The following is a 23,118-nucleotide window of genomic DNA, read 5'->3' on the forward strand; positions in this document are numbered from 1 at the left end:
CCTGGAGGGGTCGCTACCTAAGCAAGCACTTGCTTGGTACGCTAGCACAGTGACTGACGCGCCTGGAATCAATCTGCAGCTGACCGGTCGGGTGGTTCTGGTCACCGGCGGTGTGCGTGGGGTGGGCGCCGGTATCAGCGCCGTCTTCGCCGGTCAGGGTGCCACGGTGGTGACCTGCGCACGTCGGCCGGTCGAAGGCCTGCCGTATGAGTTCCACTCCTGCGATGTGCGCGACGACTCCTCGGTCGCGGCGCTGATCGACACCGTCGTGGCGAAGCACGGCCGGCTCGATGTCGTGGTGAACAACGCCGGCGGATCGCCCTATGTGGCGGCGTCCGAGGCATCGGCCAAGTTCAGCACGAAGATCGTCGAACTCAACCTGCTCGGTCCGCTCTCGGTCGCCCAGCACGCCAACGAGGTGATGCAGAAACAGGACACCGGCGGGACGATCGTGAACATCTCCAGCGTCAGCGGTCGCAGGCCCACCCCCGGCACCGCGGCCTACGGTGCCGCCAAGGCGGGGGTGGACAGCCTCACCAGCACACTGGCGGTCGAATGGGCCCCCAAGGTCCGGGTGAACTCAGTCGTGGTCGGCATGGTCGAAACCGAACAGTCCGAACTGTTCTACGGCGACGCCGACTCGATTGCCGCGATCTCGAAGAACGTGCCGCTCGGCCGGCTGGCCAAGCCCGCCGACGTCGGTTGGGCCGCAGCATTCCTGGCGTCGTCGGCCGCCTCCTACATCAGCGGCGCCTCACTCGAGGTGCACGGCGGCGGCGAACCGCCGCACTACCTGTCGACGACAACCGCAGACATCAAGTAAGGAGACACACTCACATGGGACTTCTCGACGGCCGGGTGGTCATTGTCACGGGCGCCGGTGGCGGCATCGGCCGCGCACATGCGCTGGCGTTCGCCGCTGAAGGAGCCCGAGTCGTGGTCAACGACATCGGCGTGGGTCTGGACGGCTCGCCCGCCGGCGGCGGCAGCGCCGCACAGGGTGTCGTGGACGAGATCGTCGCCGCCGGTGGCGAAGCCGTGGCCAACGGTTCCAACGTCGCCGACTGGGGTCAGGCCGAGGCGCTGATCCAGACCGCGGTCGACACCTTCGGTGGGCTCGACGTGCTGGTCAACAACGCCGGCATCGTCCGGGACCGGATGTTCGCCAACACCTCCGAGGAGGAGTTCGACGCGGTCACCGCGGTGCACCTCAAGGGGCACTTCGCCACGATGAAGCATGCCGCGTCGTATTGGCGCGCGCAGTCCAAGGCCGGCAACGCGGTGGACGCCCGCATCATCAACACCAGTTCGGGTGCGGGCCTGCAGGGCAGTGTGGGACAGGCGAACTACAGCGCGGCCAAGGCCGGCATCGCGGCACTGACGCTCGTGGCCGCGGCCGAGATGGGACGCTACGGCGTCAGCGTCAACGCCATCGCGCCCTCGGCGCGCACCCGGATGACCGAGACGGTCTTCGCCGACATGATGGCGACGCAGGGCCAGGATTTCGATGCGATGGCGCCGGAGAATGTCTCGCCGCTCGTGGTGTGGCTCGGCAGTGTCGAATCCCGCGATGTCACCGGCCAGGTGTTCGAAGTCGAGGGTGGCAAGATCCGGGTGGCCGAAGGCTGGGCGCACGGGCCGCAGATCGACAAGGGTGCCCGCTGGGACCCCGCCGAACTGGGGCCGGTGGTCAACGACCTGCTTGCCAAGGCTCGGCCGGCGGTGCCGGTGTACGGGGCCTGACTTTCGCCCGGCTTGAAACAACGGCCCGCCTGAGTGTTCAGGCGGGCCGTCGTGCTTTCAGCGGCCGCGGTGTGGACATGGCCCCGAGTGCCGCCCACCAAGCGGCGTGCTGTGGCCGTCGTGGCGGGGTTGTTCCTCTTGACAGGGGTGGGGATCGCCGGTTGGATCATGCGGTATCGAGTTGGTCATCTGTCCATGTCGTGTGACCTACTTGCGTGGGAGGTGTAACCCCGCCCGCGACCACATCACCAGCAGAAACGGAGTATCAACGTGTTTGAAGACCTCGCCGGTAAGACCGCCGTGATTTCCGGCGGCGCCCGCGGACAGGGCGCGTCCCATGCGCGAGCCCTCGCCGCGCTCGGGGTGAACGTCATGATCACCGACATCCGTGACGAGCTCGGCGCCGCTGTGGCCGAGGAGATCGTCAGCGCCGGCCATCAGGCGACGTATCGCCACCTCGACGTGCGTTCGACCGCGGACTGGGCCGCTGCGATCGAAGCAGCCGAGAAGCAGTTCGGCGCCGTGAACATCTCGATCAACAATGCAGGTGTGGTGCAGTGCGCCCCTGTCGATCTGTGCACCGACGAGGACTGGGACGAGGTCATCGGGGTCAACCTGGCCGGCGTCTTCCGCGGCATGCGGGCGGTCATCCCGGCGATGCGCCGCGCCGGCGGTGGTGCGATCGTCAACATCTCCTCGGTGTTCGGCGTCAAGGGCACCTGGGGTTACGCCGGATACGTCGCGAGCAAGGCCGGCGTCGCCGGAATCACGAAGTCTGCGGCGCTGACCTACGCGGCCGACAACATCCGGGTCAACGCGATTGCCCCCTCCTCCGTCGACACGCCGATGCTCGACGAAGAGAAGGTGATCATGGCGGAGAACCCGTACTTCGACTTCGACGAATGGATGGCGAGCCAGCCGATCCCGCGGATCGCGCAGCCGCAGGAGGTCACCGATCTCCTGCTCTACCTGGTCTCCGAGCGCTCCCGTTACTGCACCGGTGGCATCTACCCGATTGACGGTGGAATTCTCGCGGGCTGAGGTTCCCGGAGACACCGCGCAAATGGCAATCGGCCCCCTCGTGATCGAGGGGGCCGACGCGCTTCATGGTGGCTTGTTGGTCAGGCGGCATCCCTGGCCGCGGTGTCGCCGCTGCCGGAGTCGACCGCCCTGTCGAGGTTCCCGCTGATTCGGTCGCGTGCGTCCGTGACTGACTGCGTGACGTTGTCGCGGATCTCAGTGACGGTGGCGCGGATCCGGTCGCGCCGAGCCGTGCGCTTGGCGTCGGCCTCGGCCCTGCGCTCGGCGCGCTTGGCCGCGAACTCCGACCGCTCGGCATCCAACTGCTTGACGGCAGTGGCTCTGGCCGGCCCGGTCGTGGTCAGCGGTTCGCCTTCGGGCGCAGCCGTTTTGGCGGTCAGCGTGGTCACCGACGACTGTGGGAAGTGTCTGCGGATCTCCTCGACGGTGTCGGTGATCGAATCCTTGACGAACTTCACCGTCGCTTCGCCGACGTCGCGGATGCCCTGGGCGGCGGTCTCGGCGATGGCCCGACCGTCGAGGTCGAACACGGGCTGGCGCATGTTGTAGAGCGCGGTCTGCGGGGCGACGATCAGATCGCGCACGTTGACCAGCATCTTGGTCAGATAGTCGGCCTCACCGACCTCTTGGCCGGCCCAGCTCTTCAGAGTCCAGCCACCGTCGCCGTTCTCCTCGACCACCACGATGTCGGTGTTCTTCAGCGAGTGCGTGAAGAACAGTCCCAGGTTGGGGTTGTCGACGTTCATCAGGGTCCAGGCCATGATCGTCAAACCGTGCGAGAAGGCCCCGACGTTGATCTGGCCGTCGTTGTTGGTGTCGCCGTCGTTGCGCATCTGCTCGAGCGCGGCATCGACACGGGCATCGAACTCGTTGCCGTCCTCGGCCCCCGGGATGCGCAGGAATCGCAGGCCCAGCGCCCAACCCAGTGGCATGAGCCCATAGAAGACGCGGCCGATGCCGCTCACCTGCGAGGTGTTCTCGAAGACTCCGGCATAGATCTCCTGGATGCCCGCCGGTGATCGGGGATCCAGCGGATCGAACGTGCCGATGACGATCGGGGTCTTCTCCAGCTCGTCGGCCAGCGGCGCAGCGGTCTGTTGAGTGCGGATCATGGTGGACGTGTAGAGATTGTCGAAGGCAGACGGATCGATGCCCTCACCCTGGAGCTTGGCCGACACGTTCTGGGCCTGAGTCTGGCCGGTGGGCGTCAACCCCGGCCCGGGAACCGTGGTGTTGATGTAGTCCGAGACGTTGCCCTCCGATTCGCCGTGCCTGATGAAGGTGACGGTCATGGCGCCGGCCGGTATCGCGGCCAGGACCACCATGACCAGGGCTGTCAGCGCGGCGAGCAGGGTTGTCCGGGCTGTGCGGCGGCCCGCGGTCGGTTGGTGGTGCATCACATCTCCATCTCTGTGTCCCCCCCGGGATATGCACCAGTTCACACTGGCCCCCGCGGTGTGCGCTGGATCACTGTACAAGATGAAGAAACTGTCCTCAGCCACGGACTCGGCCACCTCCATGCGCGCCACGCTGTGGTGTCCCGGCAGGACGGCCTCGCCGTGATTCACCACGTGAGACTGGGAGTGCGAACCGGCCGGGACCGCAGGTGCGTGCTCGGCAATGTCACCGGTCGGCGGCGGCCACCGCGCCGGTCTGGCAGAGGTTCTCGACATCGGATTCGGAGAAGCCGAGCTCGCGGAGAACCTCCGCGGTGTGCTCGCCGATAGTCGGGGCCAGCCGCAGCGTCGCCACCCGCTCGCCGTTGAACGGCACCGCCGGGTTCGCCTGCTGTATCCGCCCCAGCACGGGGTGATCCGCACCGCCGACGTGACCGCCGGCCCGGATCTGCGGGTGCTCGGCCAACTTGTCCAGCGACACGACGGGGGCGGCCGGAATGCCCCAGGACAGCAGCTGCTCGACGGCGTCGGCCGTCGTCATCGTCGAGAACCGTTGTGCGGCCGCTTTCAGGATCGGTCCCCCCGCCCGGCCCGCGCCGGTGTCGGGAAGGTCTGCGGCGCCCTCGATTCCGAGTTCCGTGGCAAGACGCTTGAGACGCGCGGCGGTCACCAGGACGTAGGCCAGATGGCCGTCGCTGGTCCTGGTCAACCGGAATGTGCGGGCCACCGGCGGTTCCGGGTTCTTCGGCACGGCCATGGTGTGGTCCATCATCCCGTCCGGCCAGAGGAAGGCCGTTGCGGCGCCCAGCATCTGGACCTCCAGCTCCGTGCCCCGGCCTGTCGACGTGCGCTGCAGCAGCGCGGCGGTGATGGCCTGTGCCGCGTACAGGCCGGTGAGCTTGTCCACGATTCCGTTCCGGATCAGGTCGGGTTCTCCGTCGTGGTGCTGAACGGCGGCGAATCCCGAAAGAGCCTGCACCACATGGTCATATGCGGGCAGCCCGCCGTAGGGTCCAGTAGCGCCGAAACCGTTGATCGCCACGTAGATCAGACGCGGACGGTCACGCCGGACGGTCTGTGCATCCAGCCCGAGCTTGGCCTCGACACCAGGCCGGAAGTTGTGCACCACCACATCGGCCCAATCAAGCAGCGCCGTGACCACGGGCGCGCAGTCGTCGTCGGTGAGGTCAAGGGCGATCGATCGTTTCGATCGGTTGAGGTTGGCGAAGTACGCCGACACCCCGTGCTCGCGCATGCCGATGGCGCGGATGATGTCACCGGTCACCGGCTCGACCTTGACCACGTCGGCACCCTGATCCCCGAGGATCATCGTCCCGAACGGGCCCGACATGTTGGCGGTGAAGTCGACGATGCGCACACCGGACAGCGGACCGGTCACTGCTCGCGCTCCAGCAGCGTCCCGGTGCCCAGTCCACCCCCGCAGCACATCGTGATCAGAGCTCGCCCGCTGCCGCGCCTCTCGAGCTCATGAACAGCCTTGGTGGCGAGCACGCAGCCGGTGCTGCCCAGCGCGTGCCCCATGGCGATCGCCCCGCCGTTGGGATTGACCCGGTCCCGGTCCGGTTTGATCTCCCGCTCCCAGGCCAAGACCACGGAGGCGAACGCCTCGTTGATCTCGACGACATCGATGTCCTCGATGGACAGATCGTTGCGTTCCAGCAGGGTGCGAGTGGCGGTGATGGGTTCGGCGAGCATCAACGTCGGATCACCGCCGACCAGGCAGGAGTCCAGCACCCGGGCACGCGGGGCCAACCCCAGTTCCTCGGCGCGGGCGCGCGTGGTCATCAGCACCGCCGAGCCGGCATCGGCGATCTGTGAGCTGGTGCCCGCGGTGTGCACACCGTTCTCGTCGAGCAGCTTCAGCCCGGCGAGGCCCTCGAGGGTGGATTCACGCAGGCACTCGTCGCGTTCGGTATGGATGACGTCGCCGGTGGGGCGGTCGTTCTCATCGAGCACCGGCGCGTCGACGGGAACGATCTGGCTGTCGAACCGCCCTTCCGCCCAGGCCTGCGCGGCGCGTTGCTGGGACTGCAGGCCGAGCTGGTCGGCATCATCGCGGGTGATCCGCCACTTCTTCGCGATCCGTTCCGCGGCCTGGAACTGCGTCGTGTACTCGTACCGGGGGAAGTAGGAGCGCGGAATCGCCTTGCCGACGCCCTTGGACAGGGTGGCGCCCAGCGGGACCCGGCTCATCACCTCCACACCGCAGGCGATCACCACACCGGCCAGACCGCCCGCCAGCAGGCCGTGCGCCAAAGTCATCGCCTGCTGGGAGGATCCACACTGGCTGTCGATCGTCGTGGCGGGCACACTCATGGGCAGTCCGGCGGTCAGCCAGGCCGTACGCGTGACGTTGAACCCCTGCTGCCCGACCTGGCCGATGCACCCGCCGATCACCTGGTCGACGTCGGAGGCATCGATGCCGGAGCGTTCGACGATCCCGTTGAGCACAGCGCCGAGCAGGTCCGCCGAATGAAAGGTGGACAGACTGCCGTTGCGCCGGCCGATCGGTGATCGCAGCGCTTCGACGATCACGACGTCCTGACCACTCCTGGGTGTCACCTGGTCTCCTTGTCGTCGATGCGGGGGTGCGTGTCGATGAGTTCGGCGATCTGCCTGCCGAACAGGGTCACTGCGTCGTCGGCGTCGGCGAGGAATCCCGTTTGAAGATGAAAGTCATGCCACCGGTTGGGATATCGGTGATGGAGCAGGCGCCCGCGTGCCGCGGTCATGCAGCGCTCGAGCTCGTCCGCATCCTGGGCGAGGGGGTCGTCGCCCGCAGAGTGCATGACGATCGGCGGCAGCGATGAGAGGTCACCGTGGATGGGGGAGATGCCGGGGTCGTGCGCATCGTGGCCGCCCGCGTAGAAGGCGCACCACTGTGTCATCAGCGCGGGGATGATCAGTGGATCGTTTCCTGCCACCCTCCTGGCGGCCTGGTCGACGGCCAGGTCCAGCCACGGGCAGATCAGCCCGAGTGCGACGGGGGTCGGCAGCGATGAGTCTCGAATCCGTTGAGCCAGTGCGAGTGTCAGCCCGCCCCCGGCCGAGTCGCCCGCCACGGCGACCGTGCCCACCTGCCCGCTCAGGGCGTGATACGCCTGCAACGCGTCCTCCAGTGCGGCGGGGAACGGGTGTTCGGGGGCCAGTCGGTAGTCGACGGCGACGATCTCGACGCCGGCGGCCGCCGCCAGCGCTCCGGTCAGGCCCGCGTAGCCGCGTGCGCTGCCCGAGGCGTATCCGCCGCCGTGCAGGAAGAGGATCGCGGTGTCGCGGCGTGCGTCGACCGGTATGGCCTTCACCACCGGGATGCCGGCCAGATCCGCGGTCTCGATCGCCACTCCCGGGGGCACCTTCGACGCACCGGCGATCGCCTCGACCACGCGTCGTTTGGTGGCCATCGACAGCAGATCGGTGGTGAACAACGGGCGCACCGCGCGCAGCCCGATCCGCAGCAGACTCGGTGGAAGCCGCACTGAACTCTCCTGAAGTAAGCACTTGCTCTGTTAAGTAAGTGCTTGCTAGCGTATGTTATCCAGATCACAACTGGCAATGGGTATGACAGGGGTCACCAATGGCGGAGGTGGACGGCCAGCGGGTCGAGGTGCTGATCCTCGGCGGCGGACTGTGCGGGATCGCGGCCGCAATAGAACTGGGACGGGCCGGCATCCACGATGTCGTGATCGCCGAACGGTCCGATGCCGTCGGCGGTACATGGCATCACAACACGTACCCGGGCTGCGCTGTCGACATCCCCTCGCACGTGTACTGCTTCTCGTACGCGCTCAAGCCGGACTGGTCGCGCGTGTACGGCCTGCGGCATGAGCTCGAGAGCTATATCGGGGACGTGGTCGACGACTTCGGAGTGCGCGACAAGGTGCGACTTCAGACCGAGGTGCTCGACGCCCGGTGGGACGCCGAGGACCGGCGCTGGCACATCGAGACCAATCGCGGCGTGTACCGAGCGCGGTTCTTCGTGATCGCCGCGGGCCCACTGCACGAGCCTGTGATCCCCGACCTGCCCGGCCGGGACTCCTTCCAGGGCCTGGCATTCCACTCCTCGTGTTGGCCGTCGGACGTCGACCTGACCGGGCGGACGGTGGTGGCGATCGGCACCGGCGCGTCGGCCATCCAGTTCGTTCCGGCGGTGCAACCCCAGGTCGCCAAACTCACGCTGCTGCAGCGGACCCCGGCCTGGGTGATGCCCAAGCCGGATTGGTCGATCTCCGAAAGGTCGAAGCGATGGCTGGCGCGCCTGCCGGTGCTCATGCGCGTCATCCGATTCTTCACCTGGTTGTTCATGGACGTCTTCCTCGCCGCCGCGATCCGGTCGCCGCGCTTCGCCGGGGTGATGGGGCTCTTCGGCAGGATTCACATCCGCCGGTGGATCAAGGACGCCGCGACGCGCAAGGCGCTGACGCCCAGTTATCTGCCGTCATGTAAGCGGATCGGGTTCTCCAACGACTACTATCGGGCACTCGCCCAACCCAACATCGAGTTGGTGACCTCGCCGGCGGTCGCGCTCCGTGAGCACTCGGTCGTCACTGCCGATGGGCGCGAGATCGAGGCCGACACCGTCATATTCGGCACGGGTTTCCACACCCTGCAACACCATCCGGTCGCCGAGCGTATTCGGGGCCGCACCGGCGAGACGCTCGCGCAGGTGTGGAAGGGCAACCCGACCGCGCACATGGGCACCACCATCAACGGATTTCCGAACGCGTTCATGATGTTCGGGCCCAATGTCGGCACCCTCTCGGGGTTCACCATGGCCGAGGCGCAGTCCAGGTATCTCGTCGGCGCCATCATGGAGACCAAGCGGGTCGGAGCCGACGCACTGGAGGTCACCGCGCGGGCGCAGGACGAGTTCGTCGCCGCGGCGGACAGGATGCTGGACAAGTCCACGCTGGCGCTCGGCGGATGCGACAGTTACTACCTCGCCGACGGCAACCGGCGGGTGTCGCTGGCGTGGCCCGGCACGATGTACTCGCTGACCCGCCGTCTTCGCAGGTTCGACCCGCCGTCCTACGAGGTCGTGGCGCGCCGCTGACTCCCGCGGCAATCGCCGAGAATCCGCCGCTCGGAGGGATGGTCGAAAGTAAGTGGTTACTGTAGGGTGCTGTTGCATGCGTCACAGCTGGGGTCGAATGTGTCGACCATCTCAACTGTGCGGGGGGCTTCACCGCGAGCCGCGAATCGGTGGCGGGCTTGCATGACCGGTGCGCTGCTCAGAACGCGCCGGACCGTGTCGAATGTCGGTGCCATCCCGGCGCGTAGCGCCGCAACCACCGGCCGCGCGGTCCAGTTGTTCGTAAATGTAGTGCGTTACAGCATCATTGATTCCCTCACGATGCGTCTTCCGGTTCGCGAGATGCTGACTCAGGCGTGGGCGCTGCTCAAGGTCACCGCAGTTCCGGGCCTGCTGATGGCCATTCCGTTCGGCGCCATGGTCACGGTCGTGACATCAGGTCTGGTGAACCAGGTCGGGGCGACGTCGCTGCTCGGCGCGGCCAGCGGCGTCGGCGTCGTCCGACAGGGTGCACCGATCACCGCGGGACTGCTCATGGGCGGGGCGGCAGCAGCGGCCATCGCGTCCGACTTCGGAGCCCGGGCGGTGCGGGAGGAACTCGAGGCGATGCGAGTGATGGGCGTCGACCCGGTCCGGCGTCTTGTCGTTCCCCGATTCCTGGGACTGCTGCTGCTTTCGCCCATGCTGTGCCTGTACATCATCGCGGCCGGCACCGGCGCCGCCTTCATCCTGGCGGTGACCGCCAGCGGGATGTCGCCGGGAAGCTTCTGGCAGTCGTTCGGGACGTTCGCCAAGGTGGCCGACATCTGGTTCGCCATCGGCAAATCCGTGGTGTTCGCCGCGATCGTGGCGATCGTGTCGTCGTTGCGCGGCATGGAGGCCAAGGGTGGTCCGCGCGGAGTGGCCGATGCCGTGAACTCCTCGGTGGTGCTCAACGTGGTGTGCATCGTGTTCGCCAACCTCGCGATCACCCAGGTGCAGACCATGTTCTTCCCCATGGAGGTGGCCTGATGCCACGCAGCGTCGCAACACCTTCCAAGCACTACAGCGTTCGATGGACACGGCCGGATCTCTGGCGCATCGGTGACGCACTTCTGCTTCCCGGTCGGTGGGTGGTCTTCATCGCGCAGACTCTGCTGACGCTGCCGATCACCATGCGTCGGTACCGCCGCGAAACGTTGCAGCAGATGAACAGCCTTGCCTGGGGCCGTGGTTCGCTCATCGTCGACGGTGGTGTGATCAGCGTGCTGCTGATCCTCGGAGTCGCGGTGGGTGCCTCACTGGCCGTGGAGGCCTTCGCGGTTCTCAACATCATCGGATTCGGCGCGCTGTCCGGGATTGTGGCCGGCGTGGGTGCGGTACGAGTGATCGCGCCATTGATCGGCGGCATCGCGTTCGCCTGTCAGATCGGGTGCCGGATGACCGCCGAGATCGGCTCGATGCGGATCTCCGATGAGATCGACGCGGTCGAATCGATGGGACTGCGGCCCATCCCGTACGTGGTCGGCACCCGGTTGATCGGCGGCCTGATCTGCGTCATCCCAGGCTATCTGGTCACTCTGGTGCTCACGTTCTTCGTGATGGACACCGTGATCAGGGTCTTCCACGGTGTGCCCGGTGGCACCTACAACCACTACTTCGTCGAATTCCTCACCCCGCAGGATCTGGCCTACTCGGTGATCAAGGTCTGCGTGTACTGCGTGGCCGCAACGGTGATCCACTGCTACTACGGATATTTCGCCAGCGGTGGTCCGGTCGGTGTCGGCCTGGCCTCGGGCCGGGCCGTCCGCGCCAGCCTGGTCGCCATCATGGTCCTGGATTTCGCCACCACCGTGATGCTGTGGGGCATCCGGCCCGAGTTCGTGTTCACGGGGTAGATGCACATGACCCTGATACATGGTTCGGCGGACCGGGAACGGCGCACCCTGAAGCTCGCCGGCCTCGCCACGGTGGTGTGCGCGGCGGCGGCCCTGCTCCTGGTGGTCAACAATCCGTTCGCCGGCCGGCCGCCGGGCACCATCACCGTGACGATCGATTCCCCGTACGTCGGACAGGGCGTCGCGCAGGGCACCGCGGTGGTCATGCACGGGGTGCCGGTCGGCGAGGTCACCAGAGTCACCAGTGTCGCCGGGGGCGGAGTGCGGCTCACCACCGACCTGCAGGCCCGCGCGGTCGCCGGCCTGACCGACACCATGGGCGTCGACTTCAGGCCGATCAACTACTTCGGCGTCACCGGGGTCAACCTACTGGCCGGGACTGGTGGCGCGGCGTTGCACGACGGAATGCGGGTCAGCACCGCCCCCCGCGGAAACTTCACGCTCCAGGCGCTGCTGTCCCAGCTCGGGGAGGTGTCCACCGGCGTGCTGACACCGCAGCTGGTCGATGTCGTCGAACGGGCCACCCGTTACACCGATGCGCTGAATCCCCTGATCGAGACGGCCTTGATCGCAGCCAACTCGGTGGCCCAGGTGCAGACGGTGAGCACCGAGAGGCTGCTCGCCAACGCCACCGGCCTCAGCGTCGTGTTCCCGTCAACTGTCGAGTCAATGGTCAACGCGGGCAACAGCTTTCTGCACGACGATGCCAACTGGGAGGGGCGCAGCCACGCGGATTACACCGACGAGGAATGGGAGACGTTGTTCATTCCGACCCTGGAACTGGCCTCCGGCGGTCTGTTCGCCGACATCGGCAAGCTGGAATCCAGTCACATCCGTGATCTGCGGCCGGTGACCGACATCGTCAAGGCGTTGACCGATGTGGTGCCGCCGTTGATTCGGCCCGAAGGGTTCGCCGAGACGATGACCGAACTGCGCACCCGGTTCGAGCGACTGTACGAGGGCACCCCGGATCAGCGCGCCCTCCAGGTTCGGGTGGTGCTCGACGCCCTGCCGGGGGTCGCGGCCCCGCTGGGTGCGCTTGGCGGTCCCCAACCGGCCACACCGGGGGGATCCTGATGTCGGCGCTGGGCGCACTGTGGCGGCTGGTCATCGGTGCCGCCGTCGCGGTCGTGCTGTTCATCCTGATCGCCAACGTGATTCGCCAGCCCATCGCAGCACCCGAGCTCTCCTACACCGCCGAGTTCACCGATGTCTCCGGCCTGCACACCGACGCCGACGTGCGCGTCCGCGGCGTCCGGGTGGGCAAGGTGCGCGCGGTCCGCCTCGAGCGCCGGGACGGCCACAGCTTCGCGGCCGTCGACTTCACCCTCGACAGGCAGTATGGAATCGTCCGCGCGAGCACCCTCGCCATCAGGTATCAGGCGCTGACCGGGGTGCGCTACGTCGACGTGGTCAACCCCGTGGAGGGATACGCGGAGAGCGATCTGGTCACCCGGGTGCCCACCGACATGACCCAGCCGTCGTTCGACATCACCACGCTGTTCAACGGACTGCAGCCGGTGATCGCGACGCTGAGCCCGGAGGAGATCAACACCTTCACCACCAACGCCGTCGCCTACCTCTCCGGTGACGGCAACGGTCTGGCCCCGATCCTCGAGAGCATCCACAAGCTGACCCGGTTCGTCGCCGACCGCCAGCAGGTGATCGCCACCCTGATGCACAACCTGTCGGCCGTCGCCGACGGCATCGGTGGCAATTCCAAGGAACTGGTGCAGATCCTGGAATGGATCAACCGCCCGCTCGACGGCGCGATGAACGCGATCGACGAGTTCCGCAAGTCTGAACTGTACGGACCCGAGTTCACCGACACCGTGATCAGGCTGATGACAAATCTGGGTCTGCCACCGGTTTTCAACGCGGCATCGCGGTGGCGACTCGAGAAGGACGCGACCGGTGAGCCCGGTGAGGTGGAGCTGGCATTGGACCGCGCGTTCAGCAATCTCGACAACTACATCGACGCGTTCAAGCTGGTGCCCGTGGTGTGGGAGAACCTCCCCGAGCCGGAAGGCGATGCCCCGCTGCCCTGTTCGAACGGGCGATTCGAACTGCCCGCACCGATGGACATCCTGGTCAACGGCCAGAAGGTGGTCCTGTGCAACCGATGAAGCTGCTGCGGAACCAGACACTGTGGGGTGTCGGCGCCATGGCGTTCGCGACGGTGGTGGCACTCGTCGTGGCGATGCTCCACATCAGCCCGCCGGGGGAGAAGCTGGTCACCTTCTACACCGAGGATTCGGCGTCGGTCCGCCCCGGTGATCAGGTCCGCATCGCCGGCATCACCGTCGGCAGAATCAAGGATCTGGCGCTGGAGCAGGATCAGGTGCGGGTGCGCGCGCGGGTCGACGACGGCGCGTTCGTCGGAGATCGGTCGCAGATCCAGGTCCGCATGCTCACCGTCGTCGGGGGTTACTACGTCGACCTCATCTCCCTCGGCGACGTCCCCCTGGGTGACAGGCCGATACCCCTGGAGCGGGTCACCATGCCCTACAACCTGATGCAGACACTGGCCGACTCGCGCAAGATCACCGAGAACGTCGACGCCCACCCGGTCAACCAGTCACTGGATCAGCTGCAGAACGCGCTGCAGGGGGACAACATCGACGCGCTCTCGGCCATGATCGACGCCGGCAACAGCATCATGGCCACCGTCGACAAGCAGCGCGGTCAGGTGTCGGCCATCCTGGCCCTGTCCGACGAGTACATCCTGGCGCTGAGCAACTTCGGCGACGGGCTGCGGGAACTGGTCCGCAAGGCGGCGATCGTCGAGCAGACCCTGGTGCTCTACGGCGAGCGGTTCGCCAGCTCGCTCAAGGGAATCGCCGATGTCTTCGACGCGCTGGCCCCGGTCGGCCTGATGTATCAGAACAACCGCGACGACTTCCTGGAGAAGGTGCGCCACTACCAGGAGACGGCCCGCTACTGGGTGGAACGCAACGGCGCCGTCGTGCGGGGGCTGCGGCTGATCCGAAGGAAGATCGAACGGGTCCTCGATGCCGAGACCGCGCCACCGGAGTTTCTGGCCACCGATGTGTGCATGCCGATCCCCGGAGGTTCGTGCTGATGAGTGACACGATGCTGCACCGGGCCCGACGGGCGGTGGCCGTCGCGATCGTGGCCACGTCGGTGGCGGCACTGGGCGGGTCATGCGCGAACCAGCCGGATGACGGGAGCCGGTCACGCGCCGAGTACTGCGCCATCCTGCCCGACAGCGTCGGTCTCTATGTCGGCAATCCGGTCACCCAGATGGGTTATCCGATCGGTACGGTCAAGGCCATCACTCCCGGGATGCTGGATGTCCGAGTCGATTTCACTGTCACCGAGCGACGGCAACTGCCTGCGGACGTCAGGGCGATCATCCGGTCGACGTCGATTCTGGCTGACCGATCGCTGGAACTGGTCGGCAACTACGCTGCCGGGGCGCAGCTGCGTTCGGACGAGTGCGTGCCGCGCAGCCGGACGGCTACGCCCAAGAGCCTGTCCGAAGTCATCGGCTCGGCGACCACATTCGTCAACACGCTCAACCCGAAGGAGTCGACGAACGTCGGTGATGTGGTGCGCGGCATCGACGCAGCGATACACGCCAACGGAGCCGGGGCGAACGCGCTGCTGACCACCACGTCGGCGGTGCTGGACAATCCGGATCAGGCGATCGACGACATCGGATCGATCATCACCAACCTCGCGCAGCTGACCACGGTGCTCAAAGACATCCGTGGACCGCTGAAGGAGGTCATGTACGACGCGGTGCAGACCATGCCCTATGTCGATGAGGCCTCCGAAGGTGGTCGGCGGATCGTCGAAGGGGTGACTTGGGTGGCGCCGCTGGTGGAGGATCTGGAGGTCAATCTTGGGGAGGAGATCCAGTTCACCCTCGATGCGACCGGGGTCGCGGTGCGCAAGCTCAGCGAGCACGCCCCCAGAACCGCGAATCTGCTGAATCCCGTGCCGTGGTGGATCAACACGCTGGCCAACCATCTCAACAATCGGCCCATCACCAGTCTGCGCTACCGCCCGCCGCTGTACCGGGTACGTACGCCCGACGGCGTCCTGACGTGCAACATCATGAACGCGTCGATGCCCGGCAGCTGTGCCAACGTGCAGGGTCAACCGTACGCGGTCGACGTGGCGCTGCTGCAGTACGTGCTCACCGAGGCGGCGCGCGGATGAGGAACCGTCTCCGGCTTGCGGCCGTGTTCGTGGTTTGCGCAGTCACCGTAACCGGCTGCGCCGCAATCAGTGTCGACAGGTTGCCGCAGCCGGGAGAGGCCTACCGCGGCGGCAACGATGTCGTCCTCGAATTCGCCAGCGTGCTGAATCTGCCGGACCGGGCCAAGGTGGTCATGGACGGTACGACGGTGGGCGTCATCACCGACGTGGCGCTGCGCGGTGACCGGGTCGACGTGACCGCCCGCATCGATCCCACCGTGCAGGTGCCGGGCGACATCCATGCCTCTCTGCAACAGGCGACGGTCCTCGGTGACATCTACGTCGCCCTCACCCGGCCTGAACCCGGCCGCCCGCCCGCACCGGCGCTCACCGTCGGGGGCAGGATCCCACTGGTGCAGACGGATTCACCTCCACAGGTCGAGGACACCATCGCCAGCCTGGCCACCTTCGTCACCAGCGGATCGATCCAGCGGGTGCAGAACACGATCATCGGGATCAACCGGGTGACACCGGCCGGTGAACAGGCCCGCGCGATCGCGACCCGGGTGTCGGCCGACCTCACGGACCTGTCCAACGGCATCGAGACGGTGGACCAGTGGCTCAACGGGGTTTCCGGCACCGTCGGCGTCCTGCACCAGCGCATTCCGACATTCCAGGACTGGTTCTCGGAGAAGGGGATGACCGGATTCGACCGGCTCACGGTGAACGCCGGCTATGTCGGCAAACTGTTGCCGTCGGTGGGCAGCATCTACGCCAACGGGTACTGGCTGCTGCCGCTGCTGGAATCGGTGGCCGACGCCACCGGTGCGATGCAACGGGACAAGCAGGCCTTCGAAGCGGAGCTGCCGGCGTGGCGCAGGCTGTTCTACGAAGATTTCCTGCCGCAGGACAAGTACCCGGCGATGAACATCACCTCGATCGTCGGACCGGACGGACGTGAACTGTCCGGCAATGTCCAGGACGTGCTGCGGATCATCGGGGCCGCCCCATGAGAGTACGAGATCTGCTGTCATTCCTCGCCTTCGGGGTGATGGTCGCGTTCGGCCTCAGCTACATCGGTGGGCTCGGTGTGCGCGTCGGGCCTCCCGCGGAGCGCACAGACCTTTCGATGACGGTGGCCGACGTCAACGGTCTCGCCGTGAACTCCAAGGTGCTGCTGCGCGGCGTCCCGGTCGGCCGGGTCAGCCATATCGCCTCGACGCTCGACGGCGCCTCCGTCGAGTTCTACATCGACGATGACCTCCAGATCCCGGTCGACAGCGATGTCCGCCTGGAGAATCTGTCGGCGCTCGGTGAGTCCTACATCAGCCTGGTGCCGCGATCAGTCGGTGGCCCGGCCCTGACCGACGGGCACCACATCCGGGCCGAGGAGGTGACACAGCCGCCGTCCATATCGGAACTGGCGACCAGCGTCGTGCGGGTCCTGGATCAGCTGGATGCCGGTGCCTTGGAACGCATTGTCGCCGAGGTCGACACGGCGCTGCCGGAGGCCGATTCGGTGCTGCCGAATCTGTCCCGCACCAGCAGGCTGCTGCGAAACACCGCCGCCGATATGAACGGCCGCGGCAGCGTGCTGCTGGAGAACTTCCAGACGCTGCTGGCCAACGCCGACTGGTTGGGTCCGGTGATGGCCAGCCTGAGCTTCCAGGTCAACAGCTACAGCCCGCACCTGCGGGAACTGTTCAGTACGTTTCCGCCGCTCATCGCCGTCGGTGCCCCAGAACCGCTGGTGAAGTTCAACGCGTTCCTGGCCCGGATCCAGAAGCTGCTGGACGATCACGGTGCCGACTTCGGGGTGATCGGTGACAACTTTCTTCCACACATCAAGGGCATCGCAGGTTCGCTGCTGAACTTCGACACCGGCCAGATGCTGGCCAACGTCTTGGCCAGCGTCCCGGCCGACGGCGCGGTCAACCTGCACGTCCAGGTGCCGGGTAACTAGAGATCAGGAGAGATGCGATGACGACAACCGAGAACACCGAGGTCGACGACCAGGATCTGGACGGCCCCGCCGCCACACCCGAGCCCGCCGCCGAGGATGCGCCGGATAAGGTGAAAAGCCCACGGCAGGTGTCGATCTCGGTACGCAGTCTGGTCACTTCCCTGGTGATCGCCGCGCTGGTCTGTGGCCTGGTTGTGCTGGGCTGGCTGTACTTTGATGCGCAGCGCACTCTGGACGCCCAGGACCGCCGCCACCAGGACTACGCTCGTGCCGAGAACATCGCGTTGGACTATGCGGTGAACGCGGCGCAGATCAACTCAGGCGACCTGAACTCCTGGAAGACCAGGCTGGTGGCCGGAACCAGCCCGGAACTCACCGACAAGCTCACCATGGCCGGCCAAGAGATGGAACAGATTCTGGTTCCGCTGCAGTGGAATTCGACGGCCACTCCGCTGGCGGCGAAGGTGCGCTCCGACGATGGCGGGATCTACGTCGTCGACTGCTTCGTCAGCGTGCTCACCAAGACCGTGCAGGGCCCCGACCCATTGCAGTCCACCGCGACCTACAGCGTGACCATCGACAGTGGGCACGACTGGCAGATCAGCGATGTCGGCGGGATCGGGTCCGTGGTGGCACCGAAATGACCGGGCTCACGCCGGTCCTGTCGGTCGCGGTGCTGACCGTGGCGATGATCGGGACCGCGCCGGTGTCGTCCGCCGACCCGCCCCCCGACGATGAACTCATTCGGCCACTGCCCGTGGTGGTTCCGACGGCCTCGGATTGGCAGCCGAAGTTCCCGTTTCCGTACGACCAGACGCGCGCCGAGGTCACCGAGGCGGACATCAACGCACAGCGGGAGATGTGCCAGTGGTACACGGCGCAGTATGAGACTCTGCGAAACCAGATAGACCGGGTGCAGTTCAATCGGATCACCCCGAACGGACCCGGTGTGATCTCGGGTTCCGGCAGCGACTGGGACTACAGCATCGGCGACATCCAGCAACAGGTGGATATCGTCACCGCCAACATCGACCAGTCTGTGGCCTTCCTCGCCCCCCGGGTGCAGGCGCTGACCCAGAGCCGAAACCATGTGGGAGACATTCACTTTCCGTTGTACGAGGGAGAGAGCTTCTACCTGCTCTGGCAGCACCTGGCCAACGTGGGAGCCGGAATCAGGGCCCACCAGCCCGCCTGGTTCACCGGCCCGTCGGTCCAGCGGGTCAAACGCTGGGGCAGCAGCATCGGCAGGTCACATGTGTGCGACTAGCCCAGACCGTACAGCCACCGAATCGATCGCCACACGGACCTGCGGTGTGCCGCTGGTCGCAGCCCTGCTCGCGGCCCTGGTGCTGGCCCCGCCGGTCGCGGCCGACCCGCCGTCCGAACTGCGGGAGGCCTTCGCCGCCGCGCGCGCCGGCACGTCATGCGAACCGCTGCGGTACGACCCGATCGTCGAACAGGCGGCTCGGGTCTTCAACCAGATGACCGACGACTACCTCAATCACGACGCGACCCGGGTGCAGAACAAGGACACCACCCCCGGATCCATCCCCGACCCGTTACCCGGGCTGAGGACCCTCGGTTATGGGGGGACGAAGGCGTACCTCGTACAGGGTGCGCAGCCGGATCAGGCGCGTGCGATCAAGGCCCTGCTGCTTCAAGGCCACGCCCTGAACAAGATCTCCGACTGCACGTACACCGATTTCGGTGTGGACCTTCGATTCAACGCCAACTCGGGATACCACTTGGCGGCCGTGGTGCTGGCCACTCCATGACCGCGGATCCCGACACCCGGCCCACAATGACCCTGGGAGGCACATGACTGGTCGCTCAGCGATCACCGCGGCCTGCGCGGGCATCGTCGCCGCGTTCTTCTCGGTGCCTGTGGCGCATGCGGAGGAGATCGTGACCTACGAAGTGGTGTCGGATTCGCTCAGCGTGGCAGGCGGAGTCGAGTACTTCGACGGCACCGCACGCCGGCTGTTGACCAATGTCCCGCTGCCGTGGCGGATGACGGTGCCGCTGGCCAACCCGCGCAGCCTGGGCACCGATGGTGCGGAGGTGCGCGCCGACTGGCGCAGCAGCATCGCCGGGCCGGTCTGGCGGCCGGGCACCTGGGTCACGGTTCGGATCTACATCGGCGACAGGCTGCGCTGCCAGAACACACTCGACATCGGCAACGCATCCTGTTACGGCAGTACAGGATTCACGTCATGACTACGGCGACGGGCCGACGCTGGTCAGCGGCGATCATCGCCGCGATCGGTCTGATCCTCGCCACCGCGCCCCCCGTGCAGGCGGAACCGGCACCGACGCCGTTCCCCGATCTCGACGACGTCACGGCGTGGTACGACGAGCGCGACGCCGCCGAGTTCCTGCTGCCCGATCGTCCCGAGGTCTGGTTTCTGACCCCGACCGGACTCACCTGCGGGATCTGGGTGTGGGGCAGTTTCGGCTGTACCGGTGCCATCCCGGGTCTGCCGCCGGGAGAACACCACATCGCCTGGTTCAACGGGAATCGCGCGGTGCATCACGGTTGGACGGCCGCCATCCAATTCCCCGCCGGACGGGCCGTGCACACGCTGGGACCTCGCAGCTACGTCACCTATGAGTCGACGACCTGCGCGGTCACGCCCGAGGGCGACACCTTCTGTGGGCACGGGGCCAACAAGTTCCACATCACCGCCGCCGGCACCTGGTTCAAGGCGTGGAATGACCGTCGGTCCCAGGTCTGCAACGCCTACGGGTCCTGCGTCCCGGAGTGGTGAGGGGCGGCGATCAGGCGAGGGTGTCTGGGCACAGTTCGGTCTGGGCGGCCGCGATGATCTCCGGCATGCCCACCGCCGGAAAGTAGCGCGACTGCTGGTGTTCGGGGCGGAGGCCGCGGTGCAGGACCGAGCAGACCATCTGCCCGCTGTGCAACAGGCTGCCCTCCGGAAGCGGTATCACGACGCCACTGCGCCGCAGTTTCGTCAGGTAGCTGTCGTCGTCGGCGTGCGCCGGCGCAACCGGTGTCAGCCAACCCAGGGCGGACACCGCGATCACCGGCAGCACCACCGCACGTCCCAGCGTCATGCCGAATTGTTTCCGACGCCGTGGATCAGCATCGAGGTGATCGCCGCCGCGGTTTCCGCGCGATCACGGGTGCGCTCGCACAGTCGGTCAGCGGTGCACAGGAACCAGGTCATCCCCACCGCCAGCTGCACCATCAGTCCGATGTCGAAATCCTTGTGCTGCCAGGCCGACAGATTCGCCTCGACGACCCGTTCGATCTCCTGCAGAGACGGGTCGATGCGGTCTCGGTAGTACTGTCCGGCCCGGTCGGCCTGGCCGAAGATCATCACGCCCATCAGTGGTCCGATCTCGTCCATGACACCGAGCAGGTCGGAGATGAACCGATGGGTGCGGTCGTACATCACCGTGCCGGTGGCGTCGAACTCCTCCGGTGGGGCACCGGACATTTCGACCAACTTGTTCACGGCCTCCTCAAGGGGCGAGGCGACCGCGGCCTCGAAGAGATCCTCCTTCGAACCGAAATGGCGGTACAGCAGTGCCTCATTCACACCGGCGGCGGCAGCCAGGTCACGGGTGCGTGCACCGTCGAACCCGGTCTGTTCGAAGACTCGCCGCGCGGCGTCGATGATCTGTTCCCGACGCTCGTCCGCCGACAGGCGCGGCTGCGGGTTCGAATAGGCGGCGCGGGGAGCGCGTCCTGACCTAGGAGGCATCGAAAGGCCGCATGGTAAGTGAATACTTCACCAGGTCAGCATACTGCCCGCAGATGTGACCTGGCCTACAGTGCGCAGTCGCCGGGTCAGGCGGGCTCGCAGATCAGAATCGGGATCCTGCGGTCGGTGTAGGACCGGTAATTGGCGAAGTCCGGGTACATCGCATCCAGTTTGGGCCAGTACTCGTCGCGCTCTTCGTCGGTGGCGTCCCGCGCGACGAGGGTGAGCTTCTCGGTCTTGGTCTGGAACGTGATGTTGGGGTTGGCCTGGATGTTGAGGTACCACATCGGGTTGGTGGCCCGCCCGCCCTGGGAGGCGACCAGAACGATGCGCTCGCCCTCCTGCAGGAACAGCAGGGGACTGTCCCGGGGTTCGCCGGACTTGCGCCCGATGGTGGTCAGGATTCCGACCTCGGCGCCGCGCAGGAACTTGTTGCCGAACCTGCCATCGGTCTTCTTGAACAGGAAGGTCTGGATGCGTGACATCCATTTGATGGCCGTTCCCGTCGACTTCGCGTTCAAGCGCTCGACCTGTTTGGGGCTGAGCGGGCGGGGTGTATCGGCCATGACGGAACCTAACGTGTGATGAACGGGCGGACTTTCGCGCGGATGTGGTGGATCTGAGCCGTCTCGCCTGAGGCGGGGATCAGAAACACTTCGTCGACGCGCGCGCCCACCTTACGTCCGGCGAGCGATGGTTTGGTCTTCAATTCGAACTTCGCGCGCACCTCGTCGCCGGCGACTGTGAAATCCGGCGCGCTCACCGATTCGATGACCCGGTACTGCGGACCCCCGTTGAGGCTGCGGCGCAGGTGATTGCCCGAGAATCCCGTCTTGACGCCGAACTCGATCCGCTGGCAGCCCGGCGCGAACGGGACCGCGTCGGCTTCATGGCTGGCCAACGCCTCGATGTACGCGCGTGCCGCGGCGATGCGGTCGGCGTCCGAAACCGGCACCTCAGATCCGTTCGATGATGGTGCCCGTGCTCAGCGCGCCACCGGCGCACATCGTGATCAACGCGGTGTTCTTGTCACTGCGCTCCAACTCGTGCAGGGCCGTGGTGATCAGGCGTGCGCCCGTCGAACCGACCGGGTGGCCCAGCGCGATGGCACCGCCGTTGACGTTCACCCGATCCATATCGGCCTCGTGCACGCGGGCCCACGACAGCACCACCGACGCGAAGGCCTCGTTGATCTCGACGATGTCGATGTCGCCCATCTTCATGCCGGCTTTCTCCAGCACCTTCGCCGTCGACTGCACTGGGCCGTCGAGGTGGTAGTAGGTCTCGGCGCCGACGTTGGCCTGCGCGACGATCCTGGCGCGCGGCCGCAAGCCCAACGCCTTCGCCTTCTCCTCGTCCATCCACAGCACGGCGGCGGCGCCGTCGGAGATCTGCGACGACGTGCCGGCGGTGTGAATCCCGCCGTCGATCACCGGCTTGAGGGCGGCCAGCCCCTCGGCGGTGGTGTCGCGCAGACCCTGATCGCGAGTGACCGGCGCGAATTCGGCGGTCGGTTGTTTGTTCTCGTCGAGCACCGGGGCCGAGATCGGGGAGATCTCACGGTCGAAGCGGCCCTCGGCCCAGGCCTGCTTGGCCTTCGCCTGCGAGGCCAAGCCGAGCGCGTCCACATCCGCGCGGGTGATGCCGCGGCGCTGGGCGATCCGCTCGGCGGCCTCGAACTGGTTGGGCATGTCGATGTCCCAGGACGCCGCCCGGGCTCCGCCGCCGTTGGCTCCGAGACCGACCCGGCTCATCGCCTCGATCCCGCAGGCGATGCCGATGTCGATGGCGCCGGTGGCGATCAGCCCGGCGATCAGATGGTTGGCCTGCTGCGCGCTGCCGCACTGGCAGTCGATGCTCGTGGCCCCGACGTGCTCGGGCAGCCCGGCCACCAGCCAGGACTGCCGGGTGACGTTGTTGGCCTGTTCGCCGTACTGGGTGACGCACCCGCCGATGACCTGTTCGACGGCGCCGGGGTCGATGCCCGCCTTCTCGACCAGCGCCCTCTGCACCGCGCCCAACAGTTCGGTGGCGTGCAGGCCGGACAACCAGCCGTTGCGCTTGCCGATCGGGCTGCGGGTGGCTTCGACGATGACAGGATTACCCATGAGCCCAGGCTAGAACACGTTTCATTACTCTGACAAGCGATGAT

The 23,118-nt window shown here is 66.6% G+C and carries 26 protein-coding genes; 17 read left to right on the plus strand and 9 right to left on the minus strand.

Translation table 11 applies throughout. From position 1 onward, the window contains the following. Positions 1–49: 49 nt before the first annotated feature. The 3 genes from A5727_RS17085 to A5727_RS17095 all read left to right on the plus strand — a co-directional run bounded on the left by A5727_RS17085 (position 50) and on the right by A5727_RS17095 (position 2,784). The gene (locus A5727_RS17085; RefSeq protein ID WP_068251924.1) at positions 50–823 is read left to right on the plus strand and encodes an SDR family oxidoreductase; all 774 of its coding nucleotides are present in this window, start codon (positions 50–52) and stop codon (positions 821–823) included. A 14-nt stretch (positions 824–837) separates the two neighbouring features. Next, entirely contained in the window at positions 838–1,743 is a 906-nt protein-coding gene (locus tag A5727_RS17090) for an SDR family oxidoreductase (protein ID WP_068251928.1), read from the plus strand. A gap of 270 nt (positions 1,744–2,013) precedes the next feature. Continuing rightward, on the plus strand, positions 2,014–2,784 hold the full coding sequence (locus A5727_RS17095; RefSeq protein WP_068251930.1) for an SDR family NAD(P)-dependent oxidoreductase: 771 nt from the start codon (positions 2,014–2,016) through the stop codon (positions 2,782–2,784). A gap of 80 nt (positions 2,785–2,864) precedes the next feature. On the opposite strand, the gene A5727_RS27540 is transcribed toward A5727_RS17095, so the two are convergent. The 4 genes from A5727_RS27540 to A5727_RS17115 form a co-directional block, all read right to left on the minus strand. Beyond that, complete coding sequence (locus A5727_RS27540) at positions 2,865–4,181, minus strand: histidine phosphatase family protein (RefSeq protein WP_157521425.1); 1,317 nt, start codon at positions 4,179–4,181, stop codon at positions 2,865–2,867. A gap of 226 nt (positions 4,182–4,407) precedes the next feature. Next, on the minus strand, positions 4,408–5,580 hold the full coding sequence (locus tag A5727_RS17105) for a CaiB/BaiF CoA transferase family protein (protein WP_068251934.1): 1,173 nt from the start codon (positions 5,578–5,580) through the stop codon (positions 4,408–4,410). Continuing rightward, positions 5,577–6,764 (minus strand): steroid 3-ketoacyl-CoA thiolase, encoded by a 1,188-nt coding sequence (locus tag A5727_RS17110; RefSeq protein WP_068251937.1) that lies wholly within the window; start codon positions 6,762–6,764, stop codon positions 5,577–5,579. Before A5727_RS17110 ends, A5727_RS17105 begins: the two co-directional genes overlap by 4 nt. Beyond that, complete coding sequence (locus tag A5727_RS17115) at positions 6,761–7,678, minus strand: alpha/beta hydrolase (RefSeq protein ID WP_068251943.1); 918 nt, start codon at positions 7,676–7,678, stop codon at positions 6,761–6,763. Before A5727_RS17115 ends, A5727_RS17110 begins: the two co-directional genes overlap by 4 nt. A 98-nt stretch (positions 7,679–7,776) precedes the next feature. Here A5727_RS17115 and A5727_RS17120 point away from each other — a divergent pair, with 98 nt between their 5' ends. The 14 genes from A5727_RS17120 to A5727_RS17185 all read left to right on the plus strand — a co-directional run bounded on the left by A5727_RS17120 (position 7,777) and on the right by A5727_RS17185 (position 20,006). Beyond that, positions 7,777–9,252, plus strand: coding sequence for a flavin-containing monooxygenase (locus tag A5727_RS17120; RefSeq protein WP_068251946.1), 1,476 nt, complete (start codon positions 7,777–7,779; stop codon positions 9,250–9,252). A 162-nt stretch (positions 9,253–9,414) separates the two neighbouring features. Next, positions 9,415–10,242, plus strand: a complete 828-nt coding sequence (locus A5727_RS17125) for an ABC transporter permease (RefSeq protein WP_068251951.1) — start codon at positions 9,415–9,417, stop codon at positions 10,240–10,242. A 143-nt stretch (positions 10,243–10,385) separates the two neighbouring features. Beyond that, on the plus strand, positions 10,386–11,108 hold the full coding sequence (locus tag A5727_RS17130) for an MlaE family ABC transporter permease (RefSeq protein WP_231992133.1): 723 nt from the start codon (positions 10,386–10,388) through the stop codon (positions 11,106–11,108). A 6-nt stretch (positions 11,109–11,114) separates the two neighbouring features. Then, a complete protein-coding gene (locus A5727_RS17135; RefSeq protein WP_068252236.1) occupies positions 11,115–12,185 on the plus strand; it encodes an MlaD family protein in 1,071 nt (356 codons plus the stop codon). After that, complete coding sequence (locus A5727_RS17140) at positions 12,182–13,234, plus strand: MlaD family protein (RefSeq protein ID WP_068251954.1); 1,053 nt, start codon at positions 12,182–12,184, stop codon at positions 13,232–13,234. The genes A5727_RS17135 and A5727_RS17140 overlap by 4 nt, the downstream gene beginning before the upstream one ends. After that, a complete protein-coding gene (locus A5727_RS17145; RefSeq protein ID WP_068251957.1) occupies positions 13,231–14,190 on the plus strand; it encodes an MlaD family protein in 960 nt (319 codons plus the stop codon). Before A5727_RS17140 ends, A5727_RS17145 begins: the two co-directional genes overlap by 4 nt. Continuing rightward, positions 14,190–15,296 (plus strand): MlaD family protein, encoded by a 1,107-nt coding sequence (locus A5727_RS17150; RefSeq protein ID WP_082949867.1) that lies wholly within the window; start codon positions 14,190–14,192, stop codon positions 15,294–15,296. Before A5727_RS17145 ends, A5727_RS17150 begins: the two co-directional genes overlap by 1 nt. Then, a complete protein-coding gene (locus tag A5727_RS17155; RefSeq protein WP_197507685.1) occupies positions 15,293–16,288 on the plus strand; it encodes an MlaD family protein in 996 nt (331 codons plus the stop codon). The genes A5727_RS17150 and A5727_RS17155 overlap by 4 nt, the downstream gene beginning before the upstream one ends. Continuing rightward, the gene (locus tag A5727_RS17160) at positions 16,285–17,238 is read left to right on the plus strand and encodes an MlaD family protein (RefSeq protein ID WP_068251960.1); all 954 of its coding nucleotides are present in this window, start codon (positions 16,285–16,287) and stop codon (positions 17,236–17,238) included. The genes A5727_RS17155 and A5727_RS17160 overlap by 4 nt, the downstream gene beginning before the upstream one ends. A gap of 17 nt (positions 17,239–17,255) precedes the next feature. Beyond that, positions 17,256–17,882 carry a hypothetical protein gene (locus A5727_RS17165; RefSeq protein WP_068251961.1) on the plus strand — a complete coding sequence of 209 codons (627 nt, stop codon included), beginning with the start codon at positions 17,256–17,258 and terminating at the stop codon, positions 17,880–17,882. Next, a complete protein-coding gene (locus A5727_RS17170) occupies positions 17,879–18,505 on the plus strand; it encodes a hypothetical protein (RefSeq protein ID WP_068251963.1) in 627 nt (208 codons plus the stop codon). The genes A5727_RS17165 and A5727_RS17170 overlap by 4 nt, the downstream gene beginning before the upstream one ends. A gap of 46 nt (positions 18,506–18,551) precedes the next feature. Continuing rightward, positions 18,552–19,013: a hypothetical protein gene (locus A5727_RS17175; protein ID WP_231992118.1), complete on the plus strand. Its 462-nt coding sequence runs from the start codon at positions 18,552–18,554 to the stop codon at positions 19,011–19,013. Positions 19,014–19,056: 43 nt separating this feature from the next. Continuing rightward, positions 19,057–19,455 (plus strand): hypothetical protein, encoded by a 399-nt coding sequence (locus A5727_RS17180; protein ID WP_231992119.1) that lies wholly within the window; start codon positions 19,057–19,059, stop codon positions 19,453–19,455. Then, positions 19,452–20,006, plus strand: coding sequence for a hypothetical protein (locus A5727_RS17185; protein ID WP_068251965.1), 555 nt, complete (start codon positions 19,452–19,454; stop codon positions 20,004–20,006). Before A5727_RS17180 ends, A5727_RS17185 begins: the two co-directional genes overlap by 4 nt. A 10-nt stretch (positions 20,007–20,016) precedes the next feature. On the opposite strand, the gene A5727_RS17190 is transcribed toward A5727_RS17185, so the two are convergent. The 5 genes from A5727_RS17190 to A5727_RS17210 form a co-directional block, all read right to left on the minus strand. Further along, positions 20,017–20,313 (minus strand): DUF732 domain-containing protein, encoded by a 297-nt coding sequence (locus A5727_RS17190; protein WP_068251968.1) that lies wholly within the window; start codon positions 20,311–20,313, stop codon positions 20,017–20,019. Further along, the gene (locus tag A5727_RS17195) at positions 20,310–20,966 is read right to left on the minus strand and encodes a TetR/AcrR family transcriptional regulator (protein ID WP_068251971.1); all 657 of its coding nucleotides are present in this window, start codon (positions 20,964–20,966) and stop codon (positions 20,310–20,312) included. Before A5727_RS17195 ends, A5727_RS17190 begins: the two co-directional genes overlap by 4 nt. 86 nt (positions 20,967–21,052) lie before the next feature. Then, the gene (locus A5727_RS17200) at positions 21,053–21,532 is read right to left on the minus strand and encodes a nitroreductase family deazaflavin-dependent oxidoreductase (RefSeq protein ID WP_068251973.1); all 480 of its coding nucleotides are present in this window, start codon (positions 21,530–21,532) and stop codon (positions 21,053–21,055) included. An 8-nt stretch (positions 21,533–21,540) separates the two neighbouring features. Further along, positions 21,541–21,921, minus strand: coding sequence for a DUF8021 domain-containing protein (locus A5727_RS17205; RefSeq protein WP_068251974.1), 381 nt, complete (start codon positions 21,919–21,921; stop codon positions 21,541–21,543). Position 21,922: 1 nt separating this feature from the next. Continuing rightward, the gene (locus A5727_RS17210; protein ID WP_068251975.1) at positions 21,923–23,074 is read right to left on the minus strand and encodes a steroid 3-ketoacyl-CoA thiolase; all 1,152 of its coding nucleotides are present in this window, start codon (positions 23,072–23,074) and stop codon (positions 21,923–21,925) included. Positions 23,075–23,118: the final 44 nt, after the last annotated feature.

Origin of the sequence: Mycobacterium sp. ACS4331, assembly GCF_001667265.1 — a bacterium.
Taxonomy (GTDB): domain Bacteria; phylum Actinomycetota; class Actinomycetes; order Mycobacteriales; family Mycobacteriaceae; genus Mycobacterium.

What these genes read in the sequence shown, in the direction of transcription:
- A5727_RS17090 (WP_068251928.1), top strand. Translation starts at nt 838, where the DNA reads ATGGGACTTCTCGACGGCCGGGTGGTCATTGTCACGGGCGCCGGTGGC.
- A5727_RS27540 (WP_157521425.1), bottom strand. Translation starts at nt 4,181, where the DNA reads ATGCACCACCAACCGACCGCGGGCCGCCGCACAGCCCGGACAACCCTG.
- A5727_RS17120 (WP_068251946.1), top strand. Translation starts at nt 7,777, where the DNA reads ATGGCGGAGGTGGACGGCCAGCGGGTCGAGGTGCTGATCCTCGGCGGC.
- A5727_RS17125 (WP_068251951.1), top strand. Translation starts at nt 9,415, where the DNA reads ATGACCGGTGCGCTGCTCAGAACGCGCCGGACCGTGTCGAATGTCGGT.
- A5727_RS17130 (WP_231992133.1), top strand. Translation starts at nt 10,386, where the DNA reads ATGCGTCGGTACCGCCGCGAAACGTTGCAGCAGATGAACAGCCTTGCC.
- A5727_RS17135 (WP_068252236.1), top strand. Translation starts at nt 11,115, where the DNA reads ATGACCCTGATACATGGTTCGGCGGACCGGGAACGGCGCACCCTGAAG.
- A5727_RS17145 (WP_068251957.1), top strand. Translation starts at nt 13,231, where the DNA reads ATGAAGCTGCTGCGGAACCAGACACTGTGGGGTGTCGGCGCCATGGCG.
- A5727_RS17150 (WP_082949867.1), top strand. Translation starts at nt 14,190, where the DNA reads ATGAGTGACACGATGCTGCACCGGGCCCGACGGGCGGTGGCCGTCGCG.
- A5727_RS17155 (WP_197507685.1), top strand. Translation starts at nt 15,293, where the DNA reads ATGAGGAACCGTCTCCGGCTTGCGGCCGTGTTCGTGGTTTGCGCAGTC.
- A5727_RS17160 (WP_068251960.1), top strand. Translation starts at nt 16,285, where the DNA reads ATGAGAGTACGAGATCTGCTGTCATTCCTCGCCTTCGGGGTGATGGTC.
- A5727_RS17165 (WP_068251961.1), top strand. Translation starts at nt 17,256, where the DNA reads ATGACGACAACCGAGAACACCGAGGTCGACGACCAGGATCTGGACGGC.
- A5727_RS17170 (WP_068251963.1), top strand. Translation starts at nt 17,879, where the DNA reads ATGACCGGGCTCACGCCGGTCCTGTCGGTCGCGGTGCTGACCGTGGCG.
- A5727_RS17180 (WP_231992119.1), top strand. Translation starts at nt 19,057, where the DNA reads ATGACTGGTCGCTCAGCGATCACCGCGGCCTGCGCGGGCATCGTCGCC.
- A5727_RS17185 (WP_068251965.1), top strand. Translation starts at nt 19,452, where the DNA reads ATGACTACGGCGACGGGCCGACGCTGGTCAGCGGCGATCATCGCCGCG.
- A5727_RS17190 (WP_068251968.1), bottom strand. Translation starts at nt 20,313, where the DNA reads ATGACGCTGGGACGTGCGGTGGTGCTGCCGGTGATCGCGGTGTCCGCC.
- A5727_RS17195 (WP_068251971.1), bottom strand. Translation starts at nt 20,966, where the DNA reads ATGCCTCCTAGGTCAGGACGCGCTCCCCGCGCCGCCTATTCGAACCCG.
- A5727_RS17200 (WP_068251973.1), bottom strand. Translation starts at nt 21,532, where the DNA reads ATGGCCGATACACCCCGCCCGCTCAGCCCCAAACAGGTCGAGCGCTTG.
- A5727_RS17210 (WP_068251975.1), bottom strand. Translation starts at nt 23,074, where the DNA reads ATGGGTAATCCTGTCATCGTCGAAGCCACCCGCAGCCCGATCGGCAAG.